The following is a 22,418-nucleotide window of genomic DNA, read 5'->3' as shown; positions in this document are numbered from 1 at the left end:
TTCTCCGTTTCCTTTATTTTTTTATTTTTATTATGCTCATAAAAGGAAAATTTATAAAAAGGATAATAATATAATTTTATAAAAAAAGCTGCGCAGTTATTACCGCGCAGCTTTTTTAATAGCTGATTATGCCTTAATCGTTTTATAGATTAGCATCCACAGCCGCAGCCGTCGTTAGCACAGCCGCAGCCGTTGCCGCAGCCGTTACCGCTTATTGCGTTACCGTTACCGCAGCAGCAGAATACGATAATCAATAAAATAATGATCCAGCAGCATCCATTTCCTTCAAAACAACCCATAATTAGCAACTCCTTTAAAAAGTAATGTATGGAAGCGAAATCTTTGTTTGACTTCGTTTCATAGTACATATTATGTTATTTCAGAAAAAGTGTTACAAAAAAATTTGTAATTGAATTCGACATATATTTTATTTGTTTTATGGCATACTTAATACATAATTGAAAAAGTTGGAAAGGTGTAAAGACATGATAGATAATTATGAGATGTTTACCAGAAAAGCTATAAGTTCGATTGAAACCGCTATTGAATCAGCGTCGTCTATGGGACACACGTATGTAGGGACCGAACATATTATCTTGGGATTTTTACAGGAGGACGGCAATGTTGCGGCTGCTGTTCTTAAAAAGAATAATATAACGCTTGACGATATTTATGAGCAGATGATACTCGTAATCGGCAAAGGCGAAGAGACAAATTTATCATATGAAAACATTACTCCGGCGCTTAGACGTATTCTGAACGCTTCGGTTGATACGGCTAAATCAATGAATACCCAGCTTGTCGGCACCGAGCATATACTTATGTCAATGATCAGGGAGCAGGGCTGCGGAGCGATGAGCTTTTTAAAGGTGTTCGGAGCAAATCCGGCAGCGGTTTATAATGACTGCGTTAGGGCATATAACGGAAACGTTCCTGAGGAGATAATAAAGCGCGGCAGAGTGGATTCCAAAAAGATACCGACGCTTTATAAATATGGAAAAAATATGACGGAGCAGGTATGGGAAAACAGTAAGGATCCGCTGATAGGCAGAGACAAGGAAATTGAAAGGATAATTCAGATATTATCCAGAAGGATCAAAAATAATCCATGTCTAATAGGAGAAGCGGGCGTAGGAAAAACGGCGATAGTCGAGGGAATATCCCAGCTGCTTGCAAAAGGACTTGTACCTGACGAACTAAAGAGTAAAAGTATTTTTTCGATTGATCTTACCTCTATGGTTGCCGGAGCAAAATACAGAGGAGACTTTGAGGAAAGAATAAAAAACTGTATAGACGAGGTTGTAAACGACGGTAATATTATATTATTTATAGATGAGATACATTCTATTGTCGGAGCGGGAGCCGCCGAAGGAGCCATTGACGCCGCAAATATTCTCAAGCCGCAGCTTGCGAGGGGAGAAATACAGATTATAGGCGCTACTACTATAGAAGAATACAGAAAATATATTGAAAAGGATTCGGCTCTTGAACGGAGGTTCCAGCCTGTAATAATTGAAGAACCCAGCGAAGACGCGGCAATCGGTATTTTAAAGGGAATAAAGGATAAATATGAGGCTTATCATAATGTGAAAATAAGCGACGAGGTTATTAAGTCCGCAGTTTCATTATCTGTAAGATATATAAGCGACAGATTTCTTCCGGATAAAGCAATTGACGTTATTGACGAGGCCGCTTCCAGGGCAAAAATCAGGAATATCAGTTCCGAAAACAGCAGCGGTTTCAGATCAATTGATATAACGGGAGAAAGACTTACGCTTGAAAATATTCAGAAATCTTTTAAAAAAAGCAAGGAAAAAATTATTAAAAGACCTCCGGCGGAAATTACTGTTGAAGACACGGCGGCAGTAGTATCGCTCTGGACGGGAATACCCGTCAGTAAAATATCCAAAGAAGAAGAAGTTCGTCTGTTAAATCTTGAAGACGAGCTAAAAAAACGTGTTATAGGCCAGGACAGCGCTGTCAGTTCCGTAGCAAAGGCGATCCGGCGAGGACGCGCCGGATTGAGGGAGCAGGATAAGCCTATATGCTCATTTGTATTTATGGGGCCTACCGGAGTGGGAAAAACCGAGCTTTCAAAGGCAGCCGCGGAGGCAATGTATGACAGTAAGCAGAATCTTATAAAAATTGATATGTCAGAATATATGGAAAAGCATACTGTCTCAAAGCTTATAGGAGCTCCTCCGGGTTATATGGGCTATGACGAAAAGGGCAGTCTGACTGATATTATACGAAGAAAGCCCTATTGCGTATTGCTTTTTGATGAAATCGAAAAGGCGCATCCGGACGTTCTGAATTTGCTGCTTCAGATATTAGACGAGGGAATGCTGACAGACTCAACCGGAAGAAAAATCAATTTTAAAAATACCATGATAATAATGACTTCAAATATTGCCTCTGATATAATAGAAGGAAAAAGTTTACTTGGTTTCGGCGATAAAGACGAAGAAAATCTCAACGGTAGAGTTAAGGCGGAAATAAGAAAGTATTTAAAGCCGGAGCTTATAAACCGTATTGATGAAATAGTCGTATTCAATCGCTTGAAAAGCAGGGATTTAATAAGTATTGCCGTTAAGCTGCTTGACGAATTAAAGGAAAGGGCGAAAAAAATAGGATTAGATATAACTTATGATCAAAATGTTCCGAACGCTTTGATTGACGAGGAGCAAATCAAAAAGTACGGTGCAAGATATATTAAAAGACGTATTGTTCAAAATGTGGAAAATCTGATTTCTCAGCAGCTTATAGAGGGTTATATAAGCAAAGGAGATTCTATTGAAATAATTTGTGAAAACGGTAAATTCAAGGTTGCCAGCCCGATAATGAATAATAATTATAAAAATAATATATTTTAAAGCAAGAGGATCGTATATCTATTAATTGGATATACGATTTTCTATATAAGTTTAACAATTAATTTATTGCTTTTTACTTAAATGTTTTCGTTAGTTAAATTCAACAAATTGAAGTTGGTCAATAAAATGTAATTTTTGCAGTTTGACTTTTATTTTTGCAAGAAGTATACATTATATACAATTTTTAGCGAGTAAATTGGTATAATTTAACGAAAGATTTTTTCGAAAAAATATAGACAAATGAGAAAAAAAGGTGTATATTTATATTAAGGAAAAAATATTTCACATAACGAATTTGCTTTTATTAAAAATTACTATAAAGGAGGCATAATTGATGACTGATAAGGAACTTCAAAAATTAAAAAGGGCTGAACTCCTTGAGATTATGCTAAATTTGCAATCTGAAAACGATAGATTAAAGTCTGAGAATGAAAAATTGAAGCTCGCGGTAAACGAAAGATCTATTACGTTGCAGGACGCCGGAAATATTGCAGAAGCGGCGTTGCAGTTAAACGGAGTATTTAAGGCCGCACAGGAAGCAGCCGACGTTTATATAGAAAATATACGGAAATTAAATGAACAAAAAGAAAAAATGTGCAATGAAGCCATAAAAAATGCAGAAAATGAAGCCGGAGAAATTATAGCTAAGGCCGAATCATATAATGCAGAAATGCAGGAAAAGGCTTTGGAGGAATATAATCGTACAATAAACGAAGCCAAAAACGAACAAAGCAGAATGATAAACGATACCAATGCGAGGTGTTTATCCAAAATTAAGGAGATACAGGATAAATGCAATGCTATTTCTACGCTGGATAATCAGATAGCTGCATTTTTTAATAACAGTATTATTGAAGAAGCTGCTGAAAATACTTGAAAATATCAGGGATGACGATTTTTATGTCAAATAATGAGAAATATATTTATCCGCCTACGTCGGCGCAGCTTAAATCAGAACTGGAGAGAATTAATCATAAAAAAGAAAAACGGAGAATGATGAACGGGATTCTCGTTGCTCTTTTAGCAGTTGCCGCCGCTGCGGTTCTGATATCTGTACTTTTTATGCCTGTGCTGAAGGTTACAGGCAGCAGCATGGAACCCACTCTGTCTGACGGACAGTATGCGTTATGCATAAGCGCCGGCAGATTTAAGACCGGGGATGTAATAGCGTTTTATTTTAATAATAAAATATTATTGAAAAGAGTTATTGCCGGAGCCGGCGATTTTGTCGATATTACTGATGACGGAACGGTTTATGTTAATAATAAGGCGATTTCAGAGCCTTATTTAACGGACAAAAGCAAGGGTGAGGATACCGATATTGAATTTCCTTATCAGGTTCCTGAAAACAAGCTTTTTGTTATGGGAGATCATCGTTCAACATCTATAGACAGCCGAAATTCCAATGTAGGTTGTATTTCAGAAAGCGACATAGTCGGCAGGGTTATTTTCCGAATATATCCTTTTGATAAAATCGGCAGGATTAAATAGGAAAGGAGGTATGACGTATGTTGACAATTAATCAGAAAATTCATAATTTTTTAGAGCATCATAAAAACAAACGTATAAGCATAGTGATTTTTCTGATTTTATCGGTATTTGTTATTATTGGAATTATTTCAGGTCTTACTAAGACAGCAGTAAGTATGACGGGTGATCTGACCTGCAATATAGAGGAGCATTCTCATACTGACGAATGCTATTCAAAAGTTTTGATATGCGGTATGACGGAAGCTACCGGTCATATACATAATGAAAATTGCTATGATGACGACAAAATTCTGATATGCGGGCTTGAAGAAAATGAAGAGCATACTCATACCGACGAATGCTATGAAATTGAATATACGCTTAAATGTACAGAGCCTGAAAGCGAGTCTCACGTTCATACTGACGAATGCTATGAATTAAAGCGGACCTGCGGTATGACAGAGCATAAACATAATGAAAAGTGCTATAACGCTGAAAATAATAATCAGGAAAATCAGCAGATTTCTGAAAGAATAGAGAATATCAGCTTAAGCAGTCCGTTAGAAGGCGGCGTATCGTTCTATGCTGATGAATCAGGTTCAGATATTGTTACAGACGTCAGCGTAAACTTCGGCGTTCATATATCGAATGTTTCATATCAGGAAATTACGTCAGGTTCTACTGATGAAAATATAAAACCCGTTAAGTTTACATTGAATTATCTACTTCCTGCGAATACGCTTATGCAGGAAAACAATAACAGGCAGATATATTATAAGCTGCCTGATAATGTAATTATAACGGAAGTAAAAAACGGAAACGTTATGAAGGAAGGTCAGAAAATAGGTACCTATGCTATTACCGGAGACGGTTACATAGTTATAGACTTTGACCAGAATTTTGTTAAAGACGGTACGTCGGAGATTTCAGGCGATATAACGTTTAATGCGAATGTTAAGAGAACGGATTCAAGCAGTGAAAAGGAAACTGTCACGATAGGGAATATTTCTGTTGATATAGATTTTTCAAAAAATACAGAACAGAAAAGCGATTTATCGGTAAATAAATCTCATTCGGATTATAATGCCGATACAAGCTCCATAACCTATAATATCGATATAACGACAGTGAATGGTACGGGCGACGGGAATATTACAATAACTGATTTTTTGGTTAATACAGACAGCAGTCTGATTAATCTTAATATTTCTGACGGAGATACTATCAATATTATAAAAAAAGATTCTGATGGTTCATCACAGATTATTCAGTCAACTGTGAGTATGTCGTCAGACGGAAAAGCAGTTATAGCAGGACTTCCCGCGCTTGCGGCCGGTGAATCGTATTCGCTTGAATACACGGCGCTGCTAACTCCCGGAAACGTTCCAAAGCTGATTAAAACAGACAATAAGGTAGTTGTTACCAACGGAACAATTACCGATGAATATACGGATTACGGTCAGGTTGCAACAGGCTGTATATTAACTAAAACCGGTTCTTATAATGAAAAAACGGATAATATATCATGGGAAATAACCATATTGAATCCGATGTCGGCAAGTCTTTCAGGTTATACTGTTACTGATGAAATGCTTAGCAGTACTATTGAAGGAACATTGAAAGTATTTGATGAAAATAATAACGAGGTATTAGATCCGGGAACATTGGATGAAAGCACAAATACCTTTAGTTTTGGAGATTTGAACGGAAAAAAATACAGACTTGTTTATCAGACGAAATCCCCTGATCACGGAACAACAATAACAAATAAGGCTTCCTTGAAAAACGGTGATCAGGAGATAAATTCGGATCAGGGAGACGCTTATGTAGGCAACGATCGTCAATATATTTCTAAAAACGGCAGCGGCAAGGGCTATAATGACGACGGAAACGTATTGATTGATTGGAATATAAAGCTTGAATTTCAAGCCGGAGATTTTAACGGTAAAATCTATACGGATACTATGAGAGCGGACACCGAGCATTATATGATTCCTCAGCAGATAGGTGAACTGGCAGTTTCGGGTACAACGCCGGAATATGCAAATATAGATTTAGCTGAAGGAACAGATTATAATTTAACCTGCTTTGATAAGGAAGGAAATGAAATAACCGATTTAACCGATGAATCTGTAAAAATATATTCTTTTAAAATCGAGTTTAAAGATAATGAAAATATTTCTAAGCTTTGCGACGTTAAAATTTCATATGAGAGCGTCGGATTGATTGATTCTGATATGAATGTCGGAGATTCCATGCTTTTTTACAACAAAGCGGAGTTTGACGGAATCATAACCGAACCTTCGTATAAAGAAACGAAAAAAGCGTCTATAAGAAAATTTGATGCAATTAACGGAAGCACAGACAACACGGAGCATAAGACGAGTGAGCTGGAAAAAGCTGAAAACGGCGATTATATATTAAAGTGGTATGTAATAGCGAATGAGAGCAATAATTACGGAAACAGCGATATTACACTGACAGATACTCTTCCGAAAGGAGTAAGCTTAATTGAAAGCTCGGTTATATTCAAAAAGTATAACGGTTCGTATTATGAAGATTCTTCAGGCATGGATTTTAGCGTGACCGAAACGGAAAACGGCGTACAGCAGATTGAATTTATAATTCCCTTTTCTGTTCACGATGGTAACAGCGTCAGGATAGATTACAGCGCAAGCGTTCCCGAAAGCTATATCAGAGAAAATAAATCCGGAACCTATACGTCTTTTACAAATGTGATTTCAGACGGCGCTAATTCTGCTGAACAAACTCAGAATATACATTTTCCTTTGATAAGTAAAAGCGGATCCGATCCGGCTGAAACTTATGACGGATATATAGAGTATTACATTGACGTCAATCCTTACGGTGAAAAATTATCAAACACCGGTAAAATAATCGTTACAGACAGTCTGCGGCATTTTCCTAATAAGGATGAAAACGGAAATTTTGTATATTCGTGGGGCTGTACGGCAACATTAATCAGATTTAACGTTTATAAAGTTACGACTGACTCCTCAGGGAAAGAAACTCTTTCAGAGTTAGATCCGACTCAGTATAAAATGACGTATATGGATGTGGACGATTATTTTGGTAAGCTTGCTAAGATCACATCGGAGCTTCCTGATGAAATGCATTTGAAAATTCAGTATACCTACCTTCTTGTATATAACGAACCTGATAGTCATTATATAGGTGAAACCTTTAACGCTCAGAATGACGCCGTTATAGACTATGGATCGGGAACACAGACATCTCATTATGAAAATCAATATGATCTGCAAAAAGACAGCGGCGCTCATGCGGTTACTTCAGATTATATTAAAATCTATAAAATAGATTCTGAAAATTATGCTTTAAAGCTGGGCGGTGCAGTATTTAACCTTTATAAATGGGAAAACGGACAATGGCTTCCGCTTGTAAATGAAACGCCGTCAGCAGACGGAGGAGTACAGGCAGAATGGGGCGGCACGTCAGACGCTCCCAAAGATATTATTACCTCTTCCGGAGGAGATTACAGACTGCCGGCGCTTGATCAGAGTGTGGTTTATAAGCTTGTCGAGATAAGCGCTCCTGAGAATTATATTAAACGAAAGGATCCGTTCTATTTTACTCTTAACAAAATTCCATCCGTTCTCCCTGACGGCGTAAATAGCTCGGAGATAACCTTAATGCTTAAGGGCGGTATAATTAACTTGGAAAATACTAAAAGGCAGGAGGTTGAAGTGCAGGTAAATAAGCATTGGAGCGGAAGCTCGAAGCAGGAGGTTGAAGTAGAGCTTTACAAATCCAAAACTCCGCCTTCATCAGGCTCTGGTGCGGTTATAACTCTAAATATATCCGATAATAACGGAAATACATTTGATAAAAAATTTATTGTAAATAAAAAAGAAGATGTTGTTTTGTCTTTGCGTTCATTGGATTCGTATTTACATTACGGAAGTTATATTAAACTTAACGGTGTAGAAATTAGTATTCCAAATTCAACGCAAGAAGAATGGGGCGGAAACGGAAACTGGGACGATACTGACTGGGATAACAGAAAATACAGCGAATGGCTGGTTTCTCTCGGCGTTATCACAGAGGACGCAAATGTGGAAATATATTTTTCTAATTCTCAATCATATAGTAAATATGACATATTGGACGTCAACGGAGTTTGCACTGAAATGACAGGAAGTGAGCCGCCTTCTGAAATTAATGAAATAAAAATTCCTGACGACGCTGTTAAAATAGGGGACACGGCTGTATTGAACGATTCGCAGGGCTGGTCTTATACATGGCGGAATCTTGAAATGACAGACGATGTTGGAAATCCTTATTATTACTATGTTAAGGAATTAACCGCAATAACCGGTTATACAGCCGAATATGATACAAACGGTGTAAACGGAGGAATAGTAAATCTAACTAATAGAGAAGAGGGACATATAAACACCATTCCGTCAACCGGAGGAATAGGAATCAGAAGATTTATTGTTTTCGGCTTGATTATTATGATAATTCCGATCGGTTGTTATTACCTTAATAAACGGCGGCAACAAAGAAAATATTAAATAATCTTTGTATGACGTTGTTGATCCATATATAGCTTTAAAATGAAAGGATATGATTTTATGAAAAACATTAAAAGGTTTATGAGCATTATAACAGCTGCGGTTATGGTATTCTGCCTTAATGCTTTCACAGTATCGGCTGAAACCTTCAGTATTACAGTTAATAATACAAATACTGATTCAGTTTCAATAAACGGCAAAACCTTTACCGCATATAAGGTCTTTAGCGTTTTGTATAATGAAGGAGCCGACGCTTATACATATTCGGCAGACACAACCTGTATCAGCTCTGATTATTTTTCAGTGCTGTCCGATTTCGGAGCATCAAACGTAAACGATCTTATTACGGCTATTGATTCAGAAGCCAATGCCAGAAAATTTGCCGACTCTGTATATAACAATTATGTAAAGAACAATAATATGAACGCCGGAGTTGTTAAAGCAAGCGATGAGGCTTCATCTGAACAAGCGGTTATTACAGTTACCGAGGCCGGATATTATCTTGTTTTCGGTGAAGGTATAAATAACGACGGAGCTGATACAAAGGATACTGTAACTTCTTTAGTAATGCTCGATACTGTAGCCCCCAGTGTTGAAATCAACGCTAAACTTGACGCTCCTAAGCTGACAAAGCAAATTCAGCATAATGATGATAATTCATGGGGCAATGTAGGCGATAATCAGGTAGGCGATACAGTTCACTATCGTTTTATATCTGAAATTCCTGAAAATGCTGTAAGCTTTGATTCCTATAATTATATTATTCATGATACAATGTCGGCCGGTCTTGATTTTGTAGATGATTCAGTAAAGGTTTATATCGGCGAGGGTACGTCAAATCAGCTTGACGCTTCGTATATAACGGTCAATAAGACGGACTCTCAGAATTTTACAGTTTCAATAGATGTTTTAAAGGCTTTAAATGACAAAAAGATAACTGTAAATGATACTATATACACTTATTATGACGCTGTTTTAAACAAGAGTGCGCTGATTGCAGAGGGTCATCCGGATTCGAAAAATCATAATGATAATACCGCATACCTTGAATATTCCAATAATCCTTATAACAATGATTCAACAGGCGAGACAGTACGCAGTGAGGTCTACGATTGGACATTCAGCTTTCGGGTTAATAAAATAGATTCTTCTGTTCCGGGAAAACCTCTTGAAAATGCCGTTTTTAACATTAAAAAGGGCGAAGATGTATTAAAATTTACTTTGAAAGAAGCAAATGTTTACATCGTTGATTCATTAGGATCAATAACTGACATTACGACTGATGGAAGCGGTACATTCAAAATTATCGGTCTTGACGACGAGATTGATTACACACTTGTGGAAAAAACTGCTCCTCCCGGATATAATAAAGCTGAAAATGTTGTCTTTAAGCTTTCCTCCGGTTATAATACAAATGGAAATCAACTTGATTCTCTGTCTGCAACGATAGACGGCACGCCGGGCAAAAACAATTCGGTAGACGTAGTCAATCAATCAGGTTCAAAGCTAGTAGGCACAGGCGGTATCGGTACGACCATATTTTACGTTTCAGGCGGAGTACTGATGGCTGTTGCCGTTGTACTGCTTATAACTAAAAAGAAAATGAGGAATAAATAATTTGCAATTTTGTCTGACTGCGGGGGAACATTCCCCCGCATAAAGGCATTAGGGAGTGTTTCATGAAAAAAAGAAAAATCAGTATTTCAACTATTATTCTGATAATTGTTTTTTTAGTGGGACTCTCCGTAATGCTTTATCCCGCGGTAAGCGATTATTGGAATTCTAAAACTCAAAGTCATGCTATTGCGGAGTATGACGAAATACTTAATAATATGGACGATAAACAGTATCAGAAGCTGTTATCAGAAGCAGAAGATTATAATGAAAGACTCAAAAGCCTGTATTCTCCTTTAGAAAACTACAGCGAGATTGAAGGCTATGAGAATTCACTTGACGTAACCGGCACAGGTATTATGGGGTATGTGACAATTCCTGAAATAAGCGTAGAGCTTCCAATATATCATGGAACGAGCGACGAGGTATTAAACGTTGCGGTAGGTCATGTACAGGGGTCTACCTTGCCGATAGGAGGAAAAAGTACTCATTCTGTTATTTCTGCTCACAGAGGACTTCCGTCGGCAAAGCTTTTCAGCGATCTTGACGAGCTTTCTGAGGGAGATATTTTTACTCTAACAGTTTTAAATAATGTTCTGACTTATGAAGTGGATAAAATTCTGATAGTAGAACCTGAGGAGGTCGACAAGCTTAATATTATAGACGGTGAGGATTATGTGACGCTTGTAACATGCACACCTTATGGTATTAATACTCAGAGATTGCTCGTAAGAGGCCGACGTGTAGATACAGTTAAAGGGGCGTCTGTAAGAATATCATCAGACGCGGTCCGGATTGAGCCTATTATAGTTGCGCCGGTTATAGCTGCACCGGTATTATGTGCCGGAATGTTCGTTATTATAGGATATGGCAGAAATAAAAAATCCAAGGGCGGTGAAGTCAATGAAAATACAGAAAAAGATTAAAATGTGTTTTACAGCGATAATTTTTGTTATTTTAAGTTTTTCAGGCATTGCTTATGCTGAAAGCGCCGATACATTAACCGTAATTTGCCGTAAAGAAGACGTAGTTTTAAGCAATATGAATTGGAAAATCTATAGGGTAGCGGATATAACTGACGGAGGAGATTATCGAATTAATGATATATTTGGAAAATATAATATTTCATTTGAAAAAAGCTCTGTATCGTCATTGCAGGAGGCGGCGGCAAAATATGAAACTTATACTATTTTAGATAATTTGAAACCGCTTGATCAGGGGGCAACTGACAGCAACGGTCAGGTTGTATTCAGCGGCCTTGAAGTAGGATTATATCTTCTTATAGGAGATCCTGTAAGAGTGAATGAATTGGCATATGTTCCCATGCCGTCTCTTATTGATTTAAGCGATAGTGACGGAGAAGGAACCTCATGGACTTATGATTTGACTGCTCTGCCAAAATTAAAGGTTTTACCTGCTAACGATTTAATTAAATCAAAATATAATGTTGTGAAAAAATGGGTAAATGATACAGAAGGAATCAGGCCGGAATATGTAACGGCCGTTTTATATAGAAATGGAGTAGAATTTGATTCGGCTGTATTAAATGACGATAATAATTGGGAACATACATGGAGTAATCTGCCGGCAACTGCCGATTGGAGCATAAAGGAAAAAGAGGTACCTTTTGGCTACGAGGTCACATATGAGGAAAGTGAAAATACAGTAACTATCGTCAACGATTATAAAGAAAATCCGACAGACAGCTCTGACGACCGCAATGATAAGTCTTCCGGCTCTTCAGGCGAAGGTCAGAGCAATGCAGAAAAACTGCCGCAGACAGGGCTGTTGTTATGGCCGGTTTTAGCGCTTGCGGTTGCAGGTATAATTTTATTTACAGCAGGCTATATTGTTTATAAAAGAGGCAAAAATGAAAAGTAAAACAGGAATTTTCTTAATGCTCGCGGGTGGAGCGGCAATAATTTTCTCATTGATTATAATTGCTGTAAATATACGATTAGATAGTCAGGGGAAGAAAAATTCTGAAAATGTTTTAAATATTTTGGAGTCGGAAATCAGCAGTTATTCTGAAGATGAAAATAATATAACTTATACTGACGGTAACGGTCTTAAAAAATCAAAAACAATTTCAGTGGATAACAATTATTATTCGGGCATCATAGATATACCGGAAATAGGAATAAAGCTTCCGGTTATGAGCGAATGGAATTACGATAATTTAAATATTTCGCCGTGTTTATTTTATAATGATGAAAAAAATAATAGAAAAATAATAGCGGGACATAATTATTCAAGTCATTTTGGAAAGCTGAAACAGCTTAAACAGGGGGATTATATTATTTTTACAAATGCAGAAAATAAGAGGGTTATTTACAAGGTATTACAAACTGAAATACTTGGTTCAACGGATACTGATAAAATGCTTGGCGGAGACGACTGGAATCTTACGTTGTTTACCTGTTCATTAAGCGGTTATGAAAGAGTAACGGTAAGATGTATACAAGCAGATTGACTGTTAAAAACACTGAAAATTATTTTTAAAAATTTACCTGTTATATAAAATCTCTATAAAGCCATAATAGTAATGCGGCATCAATAAAAAATAAAGGAGATTTCAATTATGAAAGGCGAATTTACTCAGAAGGGCAAAGAAGCACTTGAACGTTTTAAGATGGAGGCTGCAAGCGAAGTAGGCGTAAACCTTAAGCAGGGTTACAATGGCGATCTTACTTCAAGAGAAGCCGGATCAATCGGCGGTCAGATGGTTAAAAAGATGATCGACGCTTATAAGGTTCAGTAATTTTAATTATTATAAATAAAAACGGTATTGGAAACAATACCGTTTTTACTTTTTTTATAAAACTATGCTGTTTGCCGTAGCTTTGCAGTGTATGCAGAAGGGATAATCTTCATTAAGTAATTCAGCGCATTTAATAGCTTCTTTACTGCTTTCAAATATACCAAATACTGCGGAACCGCTTCCGCTCATCAAAGAGGTTAAGGCGCCGTATCTGATCATTTTACGCTTTATTTCATTTACATCATCTAAGTCGGTTACAGACTCGAATATATTTTCACATAAACCGCAATTACTCATAAATTTGCCTTTATCAATGGCTTTAAGCAATTTATCGGTTTTAGGGTGACGAGGGTTTGTCAGCATATCTATTTTCTGATAAGCTGTTGGAGTCGATATACTTGAATAACCTTTTGATACTACCATGTCAACATTTGGAATATATCTTATCGGTTCGATAACGTCTCCTATTCCGCTGGCAAACGCAGTTCCGCCAACGGTAAAAAACGCTGTATCAGCGCTTATTTTTCCTCCGAGAGTAGTCAGCTCCCTGCCGTCAAGCTCGGCTCCGAAAAGTATGTTTAATGCATACAGCACTGCGGCTCCGTCGGAGCTTCCTCCTCCGAGGCCGGATTGCGACGGTATTTTTTTTTCAATATAAATTGATATTCCGTGTGAAATACCTGTTTTTTCAAAAAAAAGCTTAGCCGCCTTATAGACTATATTGGTTTTTCCGCATGGTATAACGGGATCATTACATGATATTTCAATCAACGGATTTGAGATTTTGGATACGGTAATAGTATCATAGATATTTATACTCTGAAATATACTTTCTATATTGTGATAACCGTCGTTGCGTTTTCCCGTTACGTCAAGTGATAAATTTACCTTCGCTGATGCTTGAACTTTAATTGAATCCATATTTACCTGCCCGCTTAATTTTTTATATTATCTAAAAAAGCTTGTATACGCTTCAGCGCTTCCATCAGATGTTTTAAGGAGTACGCGTAAGAAACTCTTATAAACCCTTCTCCGCTTTGACCGAATGCATTTCCGGGTACTACAGCAACCTTTTGATTTTCAAGCAGCTGTTCACAGAATTGTTCACTGGTGAGACCCGTGCTTTTTATGCAGGGGAACACATAGAAAGCTCCCTCAGGATTAAAGCAGGTCAGTCCCATTTTATTGAAGCTTTCAACAAGCAGTCTGCGTCTTATATTATATTCCGCTACCATTTTTTTAACTTCGCGTTCACAGTTCTGAAGAGCTTCAATCGCCGCATATTGGCTGATTGTCGGAGAGCACATTATCGCATACTGGTGAATTTTCAATACTTGATTTACTATAGGTGAAGGAGCGGCAAGATATCCTAAACGCCAGCCGGTCATTGCAAAGGCTTTTGAAAATCCGTTTATGAGTATGGTTCTTTCCTGCATTCCTTCTATCTGAACAATTGAGCAATGCTTTCTTCCGTATGTAAGCTCAGAGTATATCTCGTCTGAAAGTATCATTATGTTTGTATTTCTTATAATTTCCGCTATTTTTTCAAGATCCTCGCGGGTCATAATCGCTCCTGTGGGGTTATTTGGAAACGGAAGTATCAGAAGCTTTGTCTTTTTTGTTATTTTTTCCTTTAAAAGTTCCGGAGTCAGCTTAAAATTATCTTCGATTCTTGTATTTATAGAAACCGGAATTCCTCCTGAAAGCTCTACAATCGGAGCGTAGCATACAAAGCAGGGTTCGACGATTAAAACCTCATCTCCGGGATTAATAAGCGCTCTGAGGGATATATCAATTGCCTCTGAACCTCCCACGGTAACAATAACCTCGTTTTGAGGATCATAACTTACGTTCATTTTTTTATTAATATATGAGCTTATCTCTGTTCTGAGGGCTGCAAGTCCGGAGTTTGCTGAATAAATTATTCTTTTTTTCTCCAGAGTATCAATAGCGGTCTTTCTGATCGACCAAGGCGTCTGGAAATCAGGTTCTCCGACTCCTAAGCTGATGACATTATCTACTGTGGAAGCAAGATCAAAAAATTTTCTTATGCCTGAGGGCTTTATTTTTTTTATCTTATCTGAAAGCACATTATCATAATTAATCACGGAGCAACAAAACCCCTTTCGTCTTTATCCTCGTCCTCAATAAAAATTCCTTTTTCTTTGTAGGTTTTAAGAATAAAGTGAGTTGTTGTGGAAAGAACGCCTTCGATAGTAGATAGTCTCTGAGCGACAAATAAGGCGATATCCTGAAGATTCTTGCCTTTTACGGTAACTGAAAGATCATAGGAACCCGACATCAGGGAAATGCTGTCAACCTCGTCATACATCATTATAGTTTTGGCAATCTCATCAAATCCGCAGTCCCGCTGCGGAGTAACTTTAAGCTCTATAATGGCCATAACCATGTCTTTATCCGCAAGGCTCTCATCGAGAATTACGCTGTATCCTTTAATTACTCCGTTTTTCTCTAATTGTTCAATCTGATCAGCTATATCCTTTGGAGTAGTGCCGAGCATTGCGGCCAGCTCTTCATTTGAAAATCTTGCGTTTTGATTTAATAGCTTTATTAAGTCGTTCATATTTTTTCCTCCATTATATATTCAGAAAAACAGCTTTTCTGTTTTTAAAATAGGCTATTCTTTTAAAGCCGGCCTGCGACGCCAAATCTATGCCTTCCTTGATACCGTTTGCCAGATTGCGCGTACTGTGGCAGTCTGAACCGACCGTTATTATTTCTCCGCCGAGTTCGCGGTATAATTTTATATATTTAAAGTCCGGAAAGGTTTTTCCGTATTTCTGATAAAGTCCGGATGTATTTATTTCAATTCCGCAGCCATTTTGAATTATAGTTTTTAAGATTTGTCTTATAATCTCTTCATAGGGTTTCATATCGACTTTTATGTTCTGCTCGCCCTGAATGTATCTTAGAGCGTATGTAAGATGACCTAAAACATCGAATTTTCCCCATTTGCACATTTTATAAATTTCATTGAAATATTCCTCAAGAAGATTAGGTATATTTTCATGGCTATAGTCCAGAAAAGCAAAATCATCATGACCGGGAAGCTCGTGCATTGATCCAATAACAAAGTCAAGCCGTGTGTCGCTTAATATATTTTCGGCGGTTTCAATATCTGAAAGCGGCTGACCTAATTCAACCCCGCAGATCAGATTTACTTTGCCGCTATATAATTCCTTTGCAGAGGATATCTCAGCCATCGAATTTTCAAATGACTTTTTAAATCCGTATTCATCATATTTCTGTTCATAGTCAATTTTATAACGGGCCTTTTCAAAATATCTGTTTACCTCGCAATGATCTGTTACCGCCATTGCCGCCAGTCCTAACTGTGCCGCTCGTTCGCAGCGCTCGATAACGGTGTCATTATCGGCGTCAGAAGAATTTCGTGAATGCGTATGACAATCAATAATCATATAAACCTCCGTATGTTCTGCTTTGAGCGAATTATTTTCAATGATATTTAAGAAATACCATGTAATCATTATATCATAAAAGCATAAAAAAAACTATACATATACAAAATTTTATTTTTGAACTCATTATAAATAATCAGTAAAGATGAAAAGTGTGTGAAATCTTAAAATCAATTGACATACAATTTAAATAATGCTATGATTATACCAGTAATTTTTGGAGGTTTAACGAATGCTTGAGTTAAAAAATATAAGGAAAACGTATCATGTAGGCGATGTTGAAACTAAAGCGCTTGACGATGTAAGCGTAACGTTTCGTAAAAAAGAATTTGTAGCAATTCTGGGAACAAGCGGATCGGGAAAAACTACATGCCTTAATATTATAGGCGGTCTGGACAGATATGATTCCGGCGATCTGATAATTAACGGTAAATCAACAAAGGATTTCAAGGAAAGAGAATGGGACGCTTACAGAAATAACAGTATCGGGTTTATATTTCAAAGCTATAATCTGATTACTCATTTAAGTATTGTTGCAAATGTTGAAATGGGAATGACTTTAAGCGGCGTTTCTTCCTCTGAAAAGCATAAGCGTGCTATGGAGGCTCTTGAAAGAGTAGGTCTTAAGGATCATCTCCATAAAAAGCCAAATCAGCTTTCCGGCGGTCAAATGCAGAGAGTTGCAATAGCGAGAGCGCTTGCCAATAATCCTGATATCCTTCTCTGTGACGAGCCTACCGGCGCTTTGGATACGACTACAAGCGTACAGATAATGGATCTTATCAGAGAGGTAGCCGGAGATAAGCTTGTTATCATGGTTACGCATAATCCTCAGCTTGCTGAAAAATATGCGGACAGAATAGTTAGCTTTCAGGACGGAAAGATTATATCTGATTCAAATCCCTATGACGAGTCTGAAAAGGGGAAGGATTTTTCCCTTAAAAAAACCAGTATGAGCTTTCTGACTGCATTAAAGCTTTCGGCGAATAATATCAGAACAAAGCTCGGCAGAACATTTTTAACTTCATTTGCTTCAAGTATAGGAATAATAGGTATAGCTCTGATACTTAGTCTTTCTGTCGGTTTTCAGCTTCAGATAGACAAATTTGAGGCTGATACACTTCAGCAGATGCCGGTTATTATCTCACAGCAGAGTATGAATATGGATATGGATACTATTGATAAAATTAATAATAACGAGGATAAATATAAGGAATATCCTGATGAAGAAAAAATATATATGATCGACTCATTGCAGGATACCATGATGCATACGAATAAGTTTACAGATGAATATCTTGATTATGTAAATGATATAGATCCTGAAATATGCAAAAGCATGAGCTATTCGAGGCTTGTTAATCTTAATATGGTAAGAAAAAGCGGAGACGAATATGTGCCGGTGACTGCGGCAAATATGAATTTCGGTTCTTATCCTGTTTCGCTAAAGGACGACAAAAATTCCTTTATGAAGGAGCATTATGATGTGCTTGCAGGTAAAATGCCTGAAAACGATACTGAAATCGTGCTGTTGGTAGATACTAAAAACCGGATAAACAATACGATAATGAAGGAGCTTGGATTTGATACGCAGGCTGATTCAGTTGATTTCAGCGAGGTTATCGGTACAGAGCTTAAGGTTATATTAAACGACGATTATTATATAACTACTGAATACGGCACGTATACTTTCAATACAGACTATAAGGCTATGTATGAATCCGAAAACAGCATAACGCTGAGTATTTCTGGTATTATCCGTCCAAAGGAGGATTCTCCCGCTTCTATGACCGCCGACGGAGGCGCTTTAGCTTACAGCGACGGCCTTGCTCAGACGGTTATTGATGACTCTGTAAATTCAGAGATAGTAAAGGCTCAGGAAAAATCTGATGTAAACGTTTTATCTATGGAAACTCTTGACGATGAAACAAAAAAACAGACTTTAGCTTATCTCGGGGGAAACGCCACGCCGTATGTCGTTCAGCTTTATCCGTATGATTTTGAAACTAAGGATGAAATTTTAGAATACCTTGATAAATATAATGAAGGACTGGAAGAAAGCGATCAGATTTTATATACGGACATGGCAGGAATGATATCCGGTATGTCCGACGGTATCATGAACGGTATTACAATTGTTCTCATAGCTTTCGCCGGAACTAACCTAATAGTAAGCTTAATTATGATTGCGATTATTACATATACCTCCGTTCTTGAAAGAACCAAGGAAATTGGAATACTCAAAGCGCTTGGCGCCAGAAAGAAGGACATCACGAGGGTATTTGACGCAGAAACGTTTATTTTGGGTATATGCTCGGGATTACTTGGTATTATTATTGCTAAGCTCCTGACCTATCCTATAAATTCAATTATTTATAATATGACTGATTTAAAGGATGTCGCGCAGTTAAAAATAACTCACGCGCTTATACTTGTAGCAGTAAGCACTGTTCTTACGATGCTCGGAGGTCACATTCCCGCAAAAATGGCGGCTAAAAAGGACGCTGTAGAGGCTTTGAGAAGCGAATAGTATATTTACATATTGACAGGATTTTTAAAAGTGATATAATAAATATAAGATATTCACTGTTTTCGGGCTGCAAGGATATTATCTGAGCAATCGGCTTACAGGCTGTAGTTTTATGCTTGATTACCCGTATATGGATATATACGGGTATTTTTTTTGAAAGGAGCGATTATGGAAAGCAGAATAGCGGTTCTGGGAATTATCGTAGACGAACCTGAAATGTCTTCGTCCGTAAATGCAATTCTCCATGAATACGGTAATATTATTATAGGTAGAATGGGAATCCCTTATCGTGAAAAGAAGGTTGCCGTAATCTCTGTCGTCGTCGACGCCGATACCGACGTAATAAGTGCGATAACCGGCAAGCTTGGAAAGCTTAACGGGGTTTCTGTGAAAGCAGCAATATCTAAAAAATAAAATTTAAGGAGCATATAATTATGTTTGACAGTAAATCATCAAGATCGGAAGATTTTATAAACCATGATGAAATAATTAAAGTTTTGGAATACGGCAGGGATCATAAGAATGATTCGGAGATGGTTGACAATATTTTAAAAAAAGCAGAAACTCTTTCAGGACTTGATAGATATGAAGTATCAGTATTGCTTCACGCATGTGAGAACGAGGACAATTGTGAGCTGAGAGAAAAAATATTTAAAATGGCAAGAAAAATAAAGGAAGCAATTTACGGCAGAAGAATAGTTATGTTTGCGCCGCTGTATGTTTCCAATTACTGCATAAACGGATGTAAATACTGCGGTTATCACTGCGGATCTGGTATACGCAGGAAAAAGCTTACTCAGGAGGAGGTTGCGGAGGAATGCCGCGCCATAGAAGCAATGGGACATAAGAGGATCGCTATGGAAGCGGGAGAAGATCCTAAAAACTGTGATATTGATTATATTGTGGAATGTATGAAAACCGCGTATGCGACTAAAAACGATAACGGGGAAATACGCAGAATAAACGTTAATATCGCAGCTACTACAGTTGAAAATTATAAAAAGCTGAAGGCTGCTGGAATAGGCACTTATGTTTTATTTCAGGAAACATATCATAAGCCTACATATGAAAATCTTCATCCCTTTGGTCCGAAAAGCGACTATGATTATCATACTACAGCTCACGACAGGGCAATGCAAGGCGGTATTGACGACGTAGGAATCGGAGTTTTATATGGTTTATATGAGTATAAATACGAGGTTATAGGAACAATGCTGCACGTTAAGCATCTGGAAGATACCTTTGGAATAGGACCTCATACAATTTCAATACCTCGTATAAGAATGGCAGAGGGAGTTGATTTGGAGCTGTTTCCTAATATAGTTTCTGATGAGCAGTTCAAAACAATAATTGCCGTATTAAGGCTTGCAGTACCGTATACCGGAATGATTATTTCAACGAGGGAAGAAAAAAATTTCAGGGATGAAATTATTTCTCTTGGCATTTCACAGACAAGCGGCGGTTCATGTACAGGAGTAGGCGGATATTCAAAGCGCCTTGAGGACGGCGGAAGCGGGTGCGACGATCAGAGCACGGCGCAGTTCAAGGTTTCTGATGAAAGAACGGAAGCCGAGGTTTCAAAGGCTCTTTTGAAAAACGGCTACATACCAAGCTTCTGTACCGCCTGTTATCGTGCCGGAAGAACCGGCGATCGATTTATGCAGCTTGCAAAGACGGGAAATATTTCTAATTGCTGTTTGCCAAATGCAATGCTTACGCTTGCAGAGTACGCTCTTGATTACGGTGACGATGAATTTAAGAAGCTTACCTTTGACGTCATAAAAAGCGAGCGCGAAAGTATCAGTGAGGAAAAGGTAAAAGTGAAATTTGACGAATATCTTGATTTAATAAAATCAGGACAAAGGGATTTCAGATTTTAAAGGAGTAGTCTCATGATTTCAGAAATAAATCAGACGCCTAAAGCGCTGAGAATTCATATCGGAGTATTCGGAAATACAAATGCCGGCAAATCTACTTTTATAAATAACGTCAGCGGACAGGATGTAGCTCTTACATCTCATGTTGCAGGAACTACTACAGACCCGGTTTTCAAGCCTATGGAATTGCAGCCTGTCGGTCCGGTGGTGTTTATAGATACCGCGGGACTTGACGATACAAGCGAGCTTGGAAAAGCGCGCATACAGAAATCCTTAGAGCAGCTTGAGCAATGCGACGCGGCCGTCTTAGTTGTCAGCTCTGTTTCCGGAATAGATGAAACATTAAGAAAATGCGTCGATAAAATCAAGGGGCAAAAGCTTCCGCTGATAATTGTTGAAAATATGGTAGACGGGATTTCAAGCGGCAGGGATTACAGTGAATTTTGCGATATTTTTGTTAGATCCGATCTTAATGACAGATTACAGGCTGAGAAGCTGCAAAGGGCGATAATTACTGTGCTGAAGGATTTAACGGAAGATCCTGTTTTAACTGCTGATCTTGTAAAACCGAGCGATACGGTTCTCCTTATTGCACCTCAGGATATACAGGCTCCTAAGGGAAGGCTCATTCTTCCTCAGGTGCAGGTTATCAGAGATCTTCTTGATAACGGATGTATGGTTTTGACTGTAACGACTGAAAATCTTAAAAATGCACTTGATTGTCTTAAAACCGCGCCTGCTCTGGTTGTTACGGATTCGCAGGTATTCGGCAGGGTAAACGAAATACTCCCTCCGGAAATCCCTCTTACTTCCTTTTCGCTTTTAATGGCTAAGATAAAGGGAGATATAGATGGTTTTATAAGGGGAGCGTATGCTATAGATAAACTAAAAAACGGAGATAAGGCGCTTATACTGGAAAGCTGCGCACATCACGCAATGGACGATGATATAGCAAGAATTAAAATACCGGCAATGCTGAGAAAATATACCGGTAAGAATTTAATAATAGACAATGTTTCCGGGCAGAAGGTAAATATTAATTTATCGGATTATAAGCTTGCTATTCATTGCGGGGGATGTATGATAAACCGCAGAGCAATGATTGCAAAGCAGAAAATGTTTGAGGACGCCGGAGTGCCAATGACAAATTTCGGAATATGTATCGCTTATATGAACGGAATGCTTGACAGAGTTTGTTATTAACAGGTAGGGAAAGCAGATATTTTTTTACGGACTTTTCGTTATTATGCGAAAAGTCCGTTGACATTTTTGCTCAAACGTTGTATAATTTACTTAA

18 protein-coding genes are annotated in these 22,418 nt (G+C 37.8%); 13 read left to right on the top strand and 5 right to left on the bottom strand.

What is annotated here, in order from left to right:
• Positions 1-149: 149 nt before the first annotated feature.
• Positions 150-299, bottom strand: a complete 150-nt coding sequence (locus ACYQ0N_RS09800; RefSeq protein WP_460162551.1) for a hypothetical protein — start codon at positions 297-299, stop codon at positions 150-152.
• Between the two features lie 186 nt (positions 300-485).
• Here ACYQ0N_RS09800 and ACYQ0N_RS09795 point away from each other — a divergent pair, with 186 nt between their 5' ends.
• The 9 genes from ACYQ0N_RS09795 to ACYQ0N_RS09755 all read left to right on the top strand — a co-directional run bounded on the left by ACYQ0N_RS09795 (position 486) and on the right by ACYQ0N_RS09755 (position 13,274).
• Positions 486-2,873: an ATP-dependent Clp protease ATP-binding subunit gene (locus ACYQ0N_RS09795; RefSeq protein ID WP_177533347.1), complete on the top strand. Its 2,388-nt coding sequence runs from the start codon at positions 486-488 to the stop codon at positions 2,871-2,873.
• A gap of 334 nt (positions 2,874-3,207) precedes the next feature.
• Positions 3,208-3,750 carry a hypothetical protein gene (locus tag ACYQ0N_RS09790; RefSeq protein WP_177533348.1) on the top strand — a complete coding sequence of 181 codons (543 nt, stop codon included), beginning with the start codon at positions 3,208-3,210 and terminating at the stop codon, positions 3,748-3,750.
• Positions 3,751-3,773: 23 nt separating this feature from the next.
• Positions 3,774-4,364: a signal peptidase I gene (gene lepB / locus ACYQ0N_RS09785; RefSeq protein WP_460162550.1), complete on the top strand. Its 591-nt coding sequence runs from the start codon at positions 3,774-3,776 to the stop codon at positions 4,362-4,364.
• Positions 4,365-4,381: 17 nt separating this feature from the next.
• Positions 4,382-8,899, top strand: a complete 4,518-nt coding sequence (locus tag ACYQ0N_RS09780; protein WP_460162549.1) for a Cna B-type domain-containing protein — start codon at positions 4,382-4,384, stop codon at positions 8,897-8,899.
• A 60-nt stretch (positions 8,900-8,959) separates the two neighbouring features.
• Positions 8,960-10,516 carry a SpaA isopeptide-forming pilin-related protein gene (locus ACYQ0N_RS09775; protein ID WP_460162548.1) on the top strand — a complete coding sequence of 519 codons (1,557 nt, stop codon included), beginning with the start codon at positions 8,960-8,962 and terminating at the stop codon, positions 10,514-10,516.
• A 62-nt stretch (positions 10,517-10,578) separates the two neighbouring features.
• Positions 10,579-11,439, top strand: a complete 861-nt coding sequence (locus ACYQ0N_RS09770; RefSeq protein ID WP_460162547.1) for a class C sortase — start codon at positions 10,579-10,581, stop codon at positions 11,437-11,439.
• A complete protein-coding gene (locus ACYQ0N_RS09765) occupies positions 11,417-12,394 on the top strand; it encodes a Cna B-type domain-containing protein (protein ID WP_460162546.1) in 978 nt (325 codons plus the stop codon). The genes ACYQ0N_RS09770 and ACYQ0N_RS09765 overlap by 23 nt, the downstream gene beginning before the upstream one ends.
• The gene (locus tag ACYQ0N_RS09760) at positions 12,384-12,986 is read left to right on the top strand and encodes a sortase (RefSeq protein ID WP_460162545.1); all 603 of its coding nucleotides are present in this window, start codon (positions 12,384-12,386) and stop codon (positions 12,984-12,986) included. The genes ACYQ0N_RS09765 and ACYQ0N_RS09760 overlap by 11 nt, the downstream gene beginning before the upstream one ends.
• 108 nt (positions 12,987-13,094) lie before the next feature.
• On the top strand, positions 13,095-13,274 hold the full coding sequence (locus ACYQ0N_RS09755) for an alpha/beta-type small acid-soluble spore protein (protein ID WP_147641891.1): 180 nt from the start codon (positions 13,095-13,097) through the stop codon (positions 13,272-13,274).
• Positions 13,275-13,328: 54 nt separating this feature from the next.
• Here the strand turns inward: ACYQ0N_RS09755 and ispE are convergent, their stop codons facing one another.
• Genes ispE through ACYQ0N_RS09735 form a run of 4 tightly spaced genes read right to left on the bottom strand, consistent with a single transcriptional unit; the run spans position 13,329 to position 16,714 of the window.
• Complete coding sequence (gene ispE / locus ACYQ0N_RS09750; protein ID WP_177533355.1) at positions 13,329-14,195, bottom strand: 4-(cytidine 5'-diphospho)-2-C-methyl-D-erythritol kinase; 867 nt, start codon at positions 14,193-14,195, stop codon at positions 13,329-13,331.
• A gap of 14 nt (positions 14,196-14,209) precedes the next feature.
• Positions 14,210-15,379: an aminotransferase class I/II-fold pyridoxal phosphate-dependent enzyme gene (locus ACYQ0N_RS09745; RefSeq protein ID WP_177533485.1), complete on the bottom strand. Its 1,170-nt coding sequence runs from the start codon at positions 15,377-15,379 to the stop codon at positions 14,210-14,212.
• Entirely contained in the window at positions 15,379-15,858 is a 480-nt protein-coding gene (locus ACYQ0N_RS09740) for an Lrp/AsnC family transcriptional regulator (RefSeq protein ID WP_177533356.1), read from the bottom strand. Before ACYQ0N_RS09740 ends, ACYQ0N_RS09745 begins: the two co-directional genes overlap by 1 nt.
• A 13-nt stretch (positions 15,859-15,871) precedes the next feature.
• Complete coding sequence (locus ACYQ0N_RS09735; protein ID WP_177533357.1) at positions 15,872-16,714, bottom strand: histidinol-phosphatase HisJ family protein; 843 nt, start codon at positions 16,712-16,714, stop codon at positions 15,872-15,874.
• A gap of 232 nt (positions 16,715-16,946) precedes the next feature.
• On the opposite strand from ACYQ0N_RS09735, the gene ACYQ0N_RS09730 reads away from it, so the two are divergent.
• From ACYQ0N_RS09730 to hydF, 4 genes are all read left to right on the top strand, one after another.
• Entirely contained in the window at positions 16,947-19,244 is a 2,298-nt protein-coding gene (locus tag ACYQ0N_RS09730; protein WP_460162544.1) for an ABC transporter ATP-binding protein/permease, read from the top strand.
• A 168-nt stretch (positions 19,245-19,412) separates the two neighbouring features.
• Positions 19,413-19,658, top strand: a complete 246-nt coding sequence (locus ACYQ0N_RS09725) for a TM1266 family iron-only hydrogenase system putative regulator (protein ID WP_177533359.1) — start codon at positions 19,413-19,415, stop codon at positions 19,656-19,658.
• A 20-nt stretch (positions 19,659-19,678) separates the two neighbouring features.
• A complete protein-coding gene (hydG, locus tag ACYQ0N_RS09720) occupies positions 19,679-21,124 on the top strand; it encodes a [FeFe] hydrogenase H-cluster radical SAM maturase HydG (protein WP_177533360.1) in 1,446 nt (481 codons plus the stop codon).
• A gap of 12 nt (positions 21,125-21,136) precedes the next feature.
• The gene (hydF, locus tag ACYQ0N_RS09715) at positions 21,137-22,324 is read left to right on the top strand and encodes a [FeFe] hydrogenase H-cluster maturation GTPase HydF (RefSeq protein WP_460162543.1); all 1,188 of its coding nucleotides are present in this window, start codon (positions 21,137-21,139) and stop codon (positions 22,322-22,324) included.
• The last annotated feature ends 94 nt before the right edge of the window (positions 22,325-22,418 follow it).

Source organism: Ruminococcus sporogenes (assembly GCF_054655175.1).
This window is presented reverse-complemented; position numbering and strand designations above follow the sequence as displayed.

Bases quoted from the DNA above. Each gene is read 5' to 3' on its own strand.
- ACYQ0N_RS09800 (WP_460162551.1), bottom strand. From the start codon at position 299: ATGGGTTGTTTTGAAGGAAATGGATGCTGCTGGATCATTATTTTATTG.
- ACYQ0N_RS09795 (WP_177533347.1), top strand. From the start codon at position 486: ATGATAGATAATTATGAGATGTTTACCAGAAAAGCTATAAGTTCGATT.
- ACYQ0N_RS09790 (WP_177533348.1), top strand. From the start codon at position 3,208: ATGACTGATAAGGAACTTCAAAAATTAAAAAGGGCTGAACTCCTTGAG.
- lepB (WP_460162550.1), top strand. From the start codon at position 3,774: ATGTCAAATAATGAGAAATATATTTATCCGCCTACGTCGGCGCAGCTT.
- ACYQ0N_RS09780 (WP_460162549.1), top strand. From the start codon at position 4,382: ATGTTGACAATTAATCAGAAAATTCATAATTTTTTAGAGCATCATAAA.
- ACYQ0N_RS09775 (WP_460162548.1), top strand. From the start codon at position 8,960: ATGAAAAACATTAAAAGGTTTATGAGCATTATAACAGCTGCGGTTATG.
- ACYQ0N_RS09770 (WP_460162547.1), top strand. From the start codon at position 10,579: ATGAAAAAAAGAAAAATCAGTATTTCAACTATTATTCTGATAATTGTT.
- ACYQ0N_RS09765 (WP_460162546.1), top strand. From the start codon at position 11,417: ATGAAAATACAGAAAAAGATTAAAATGTGTTTTACAGCGATAATTTTT.
- ACYQ0N_RS09760 (WP_460162545.1), top strand. From the start codon at position 12,384: ATGAAAAGTAAAACAGGAATTTTCTTAATGCTCGCGGGTGGAGCGGCA.
- ACYQ0N_RS09755 (WP_147641891.1), top strand. From the start codon at position 13,095: ATGAAAGGCGAATTTACTCAGAAGGGCAAAGAAGCACTTGAACGTTTT.
- ispE (WP_177533355.1), bottom strand. From the start codon at position 14,195: ATGGATTCAATTAAAGTTCAAGCATCAGCGAAGGTAAATTTATCACTT.
- ACYQ0N_RS09740 (WP_177533356.1), bottom strand. From the start codon at position 15,858: ATGAACGACTTAATAAAGCTATTAAATCAAAACGCAAGATTTTCAAAT.
- ACYQ0N_RS09735 (WP_177533357.1), bottom strand. From the start codon at position 16,714: ATGATTATTGATTGTCATACGCATTCACGAAATTCTTCTGACGCCGAT.
- ACYQ0N_RS09730 (WP_460162544.1), top strand. From the start codon at position 16,947: ATGCTTGAGTTAAAAAATATAAGGAAAACGTATCATGTAGGCGATGTT.
- ACYQ0N_RS09725 (WP_177533359.1), top strand. From the start codon at position 19,413: ATGGAAAGCAGAATAGCGGTTCTGGGAATTATCGTAGACGAACCTGAA.
- hydG (WP_177533360.1), top strand. From the start codon at position 19,679: ATGTTTGACAGTAAATCATCAAGATCGGAAGATTTTATAAACCATGAT.
- hydF (WP_460162543.1), top strand. From the start codon at position 21,137: ATGATTTCAGAAATAAATCAGACGCCTAAAGCGCTGAGAATTCATATC.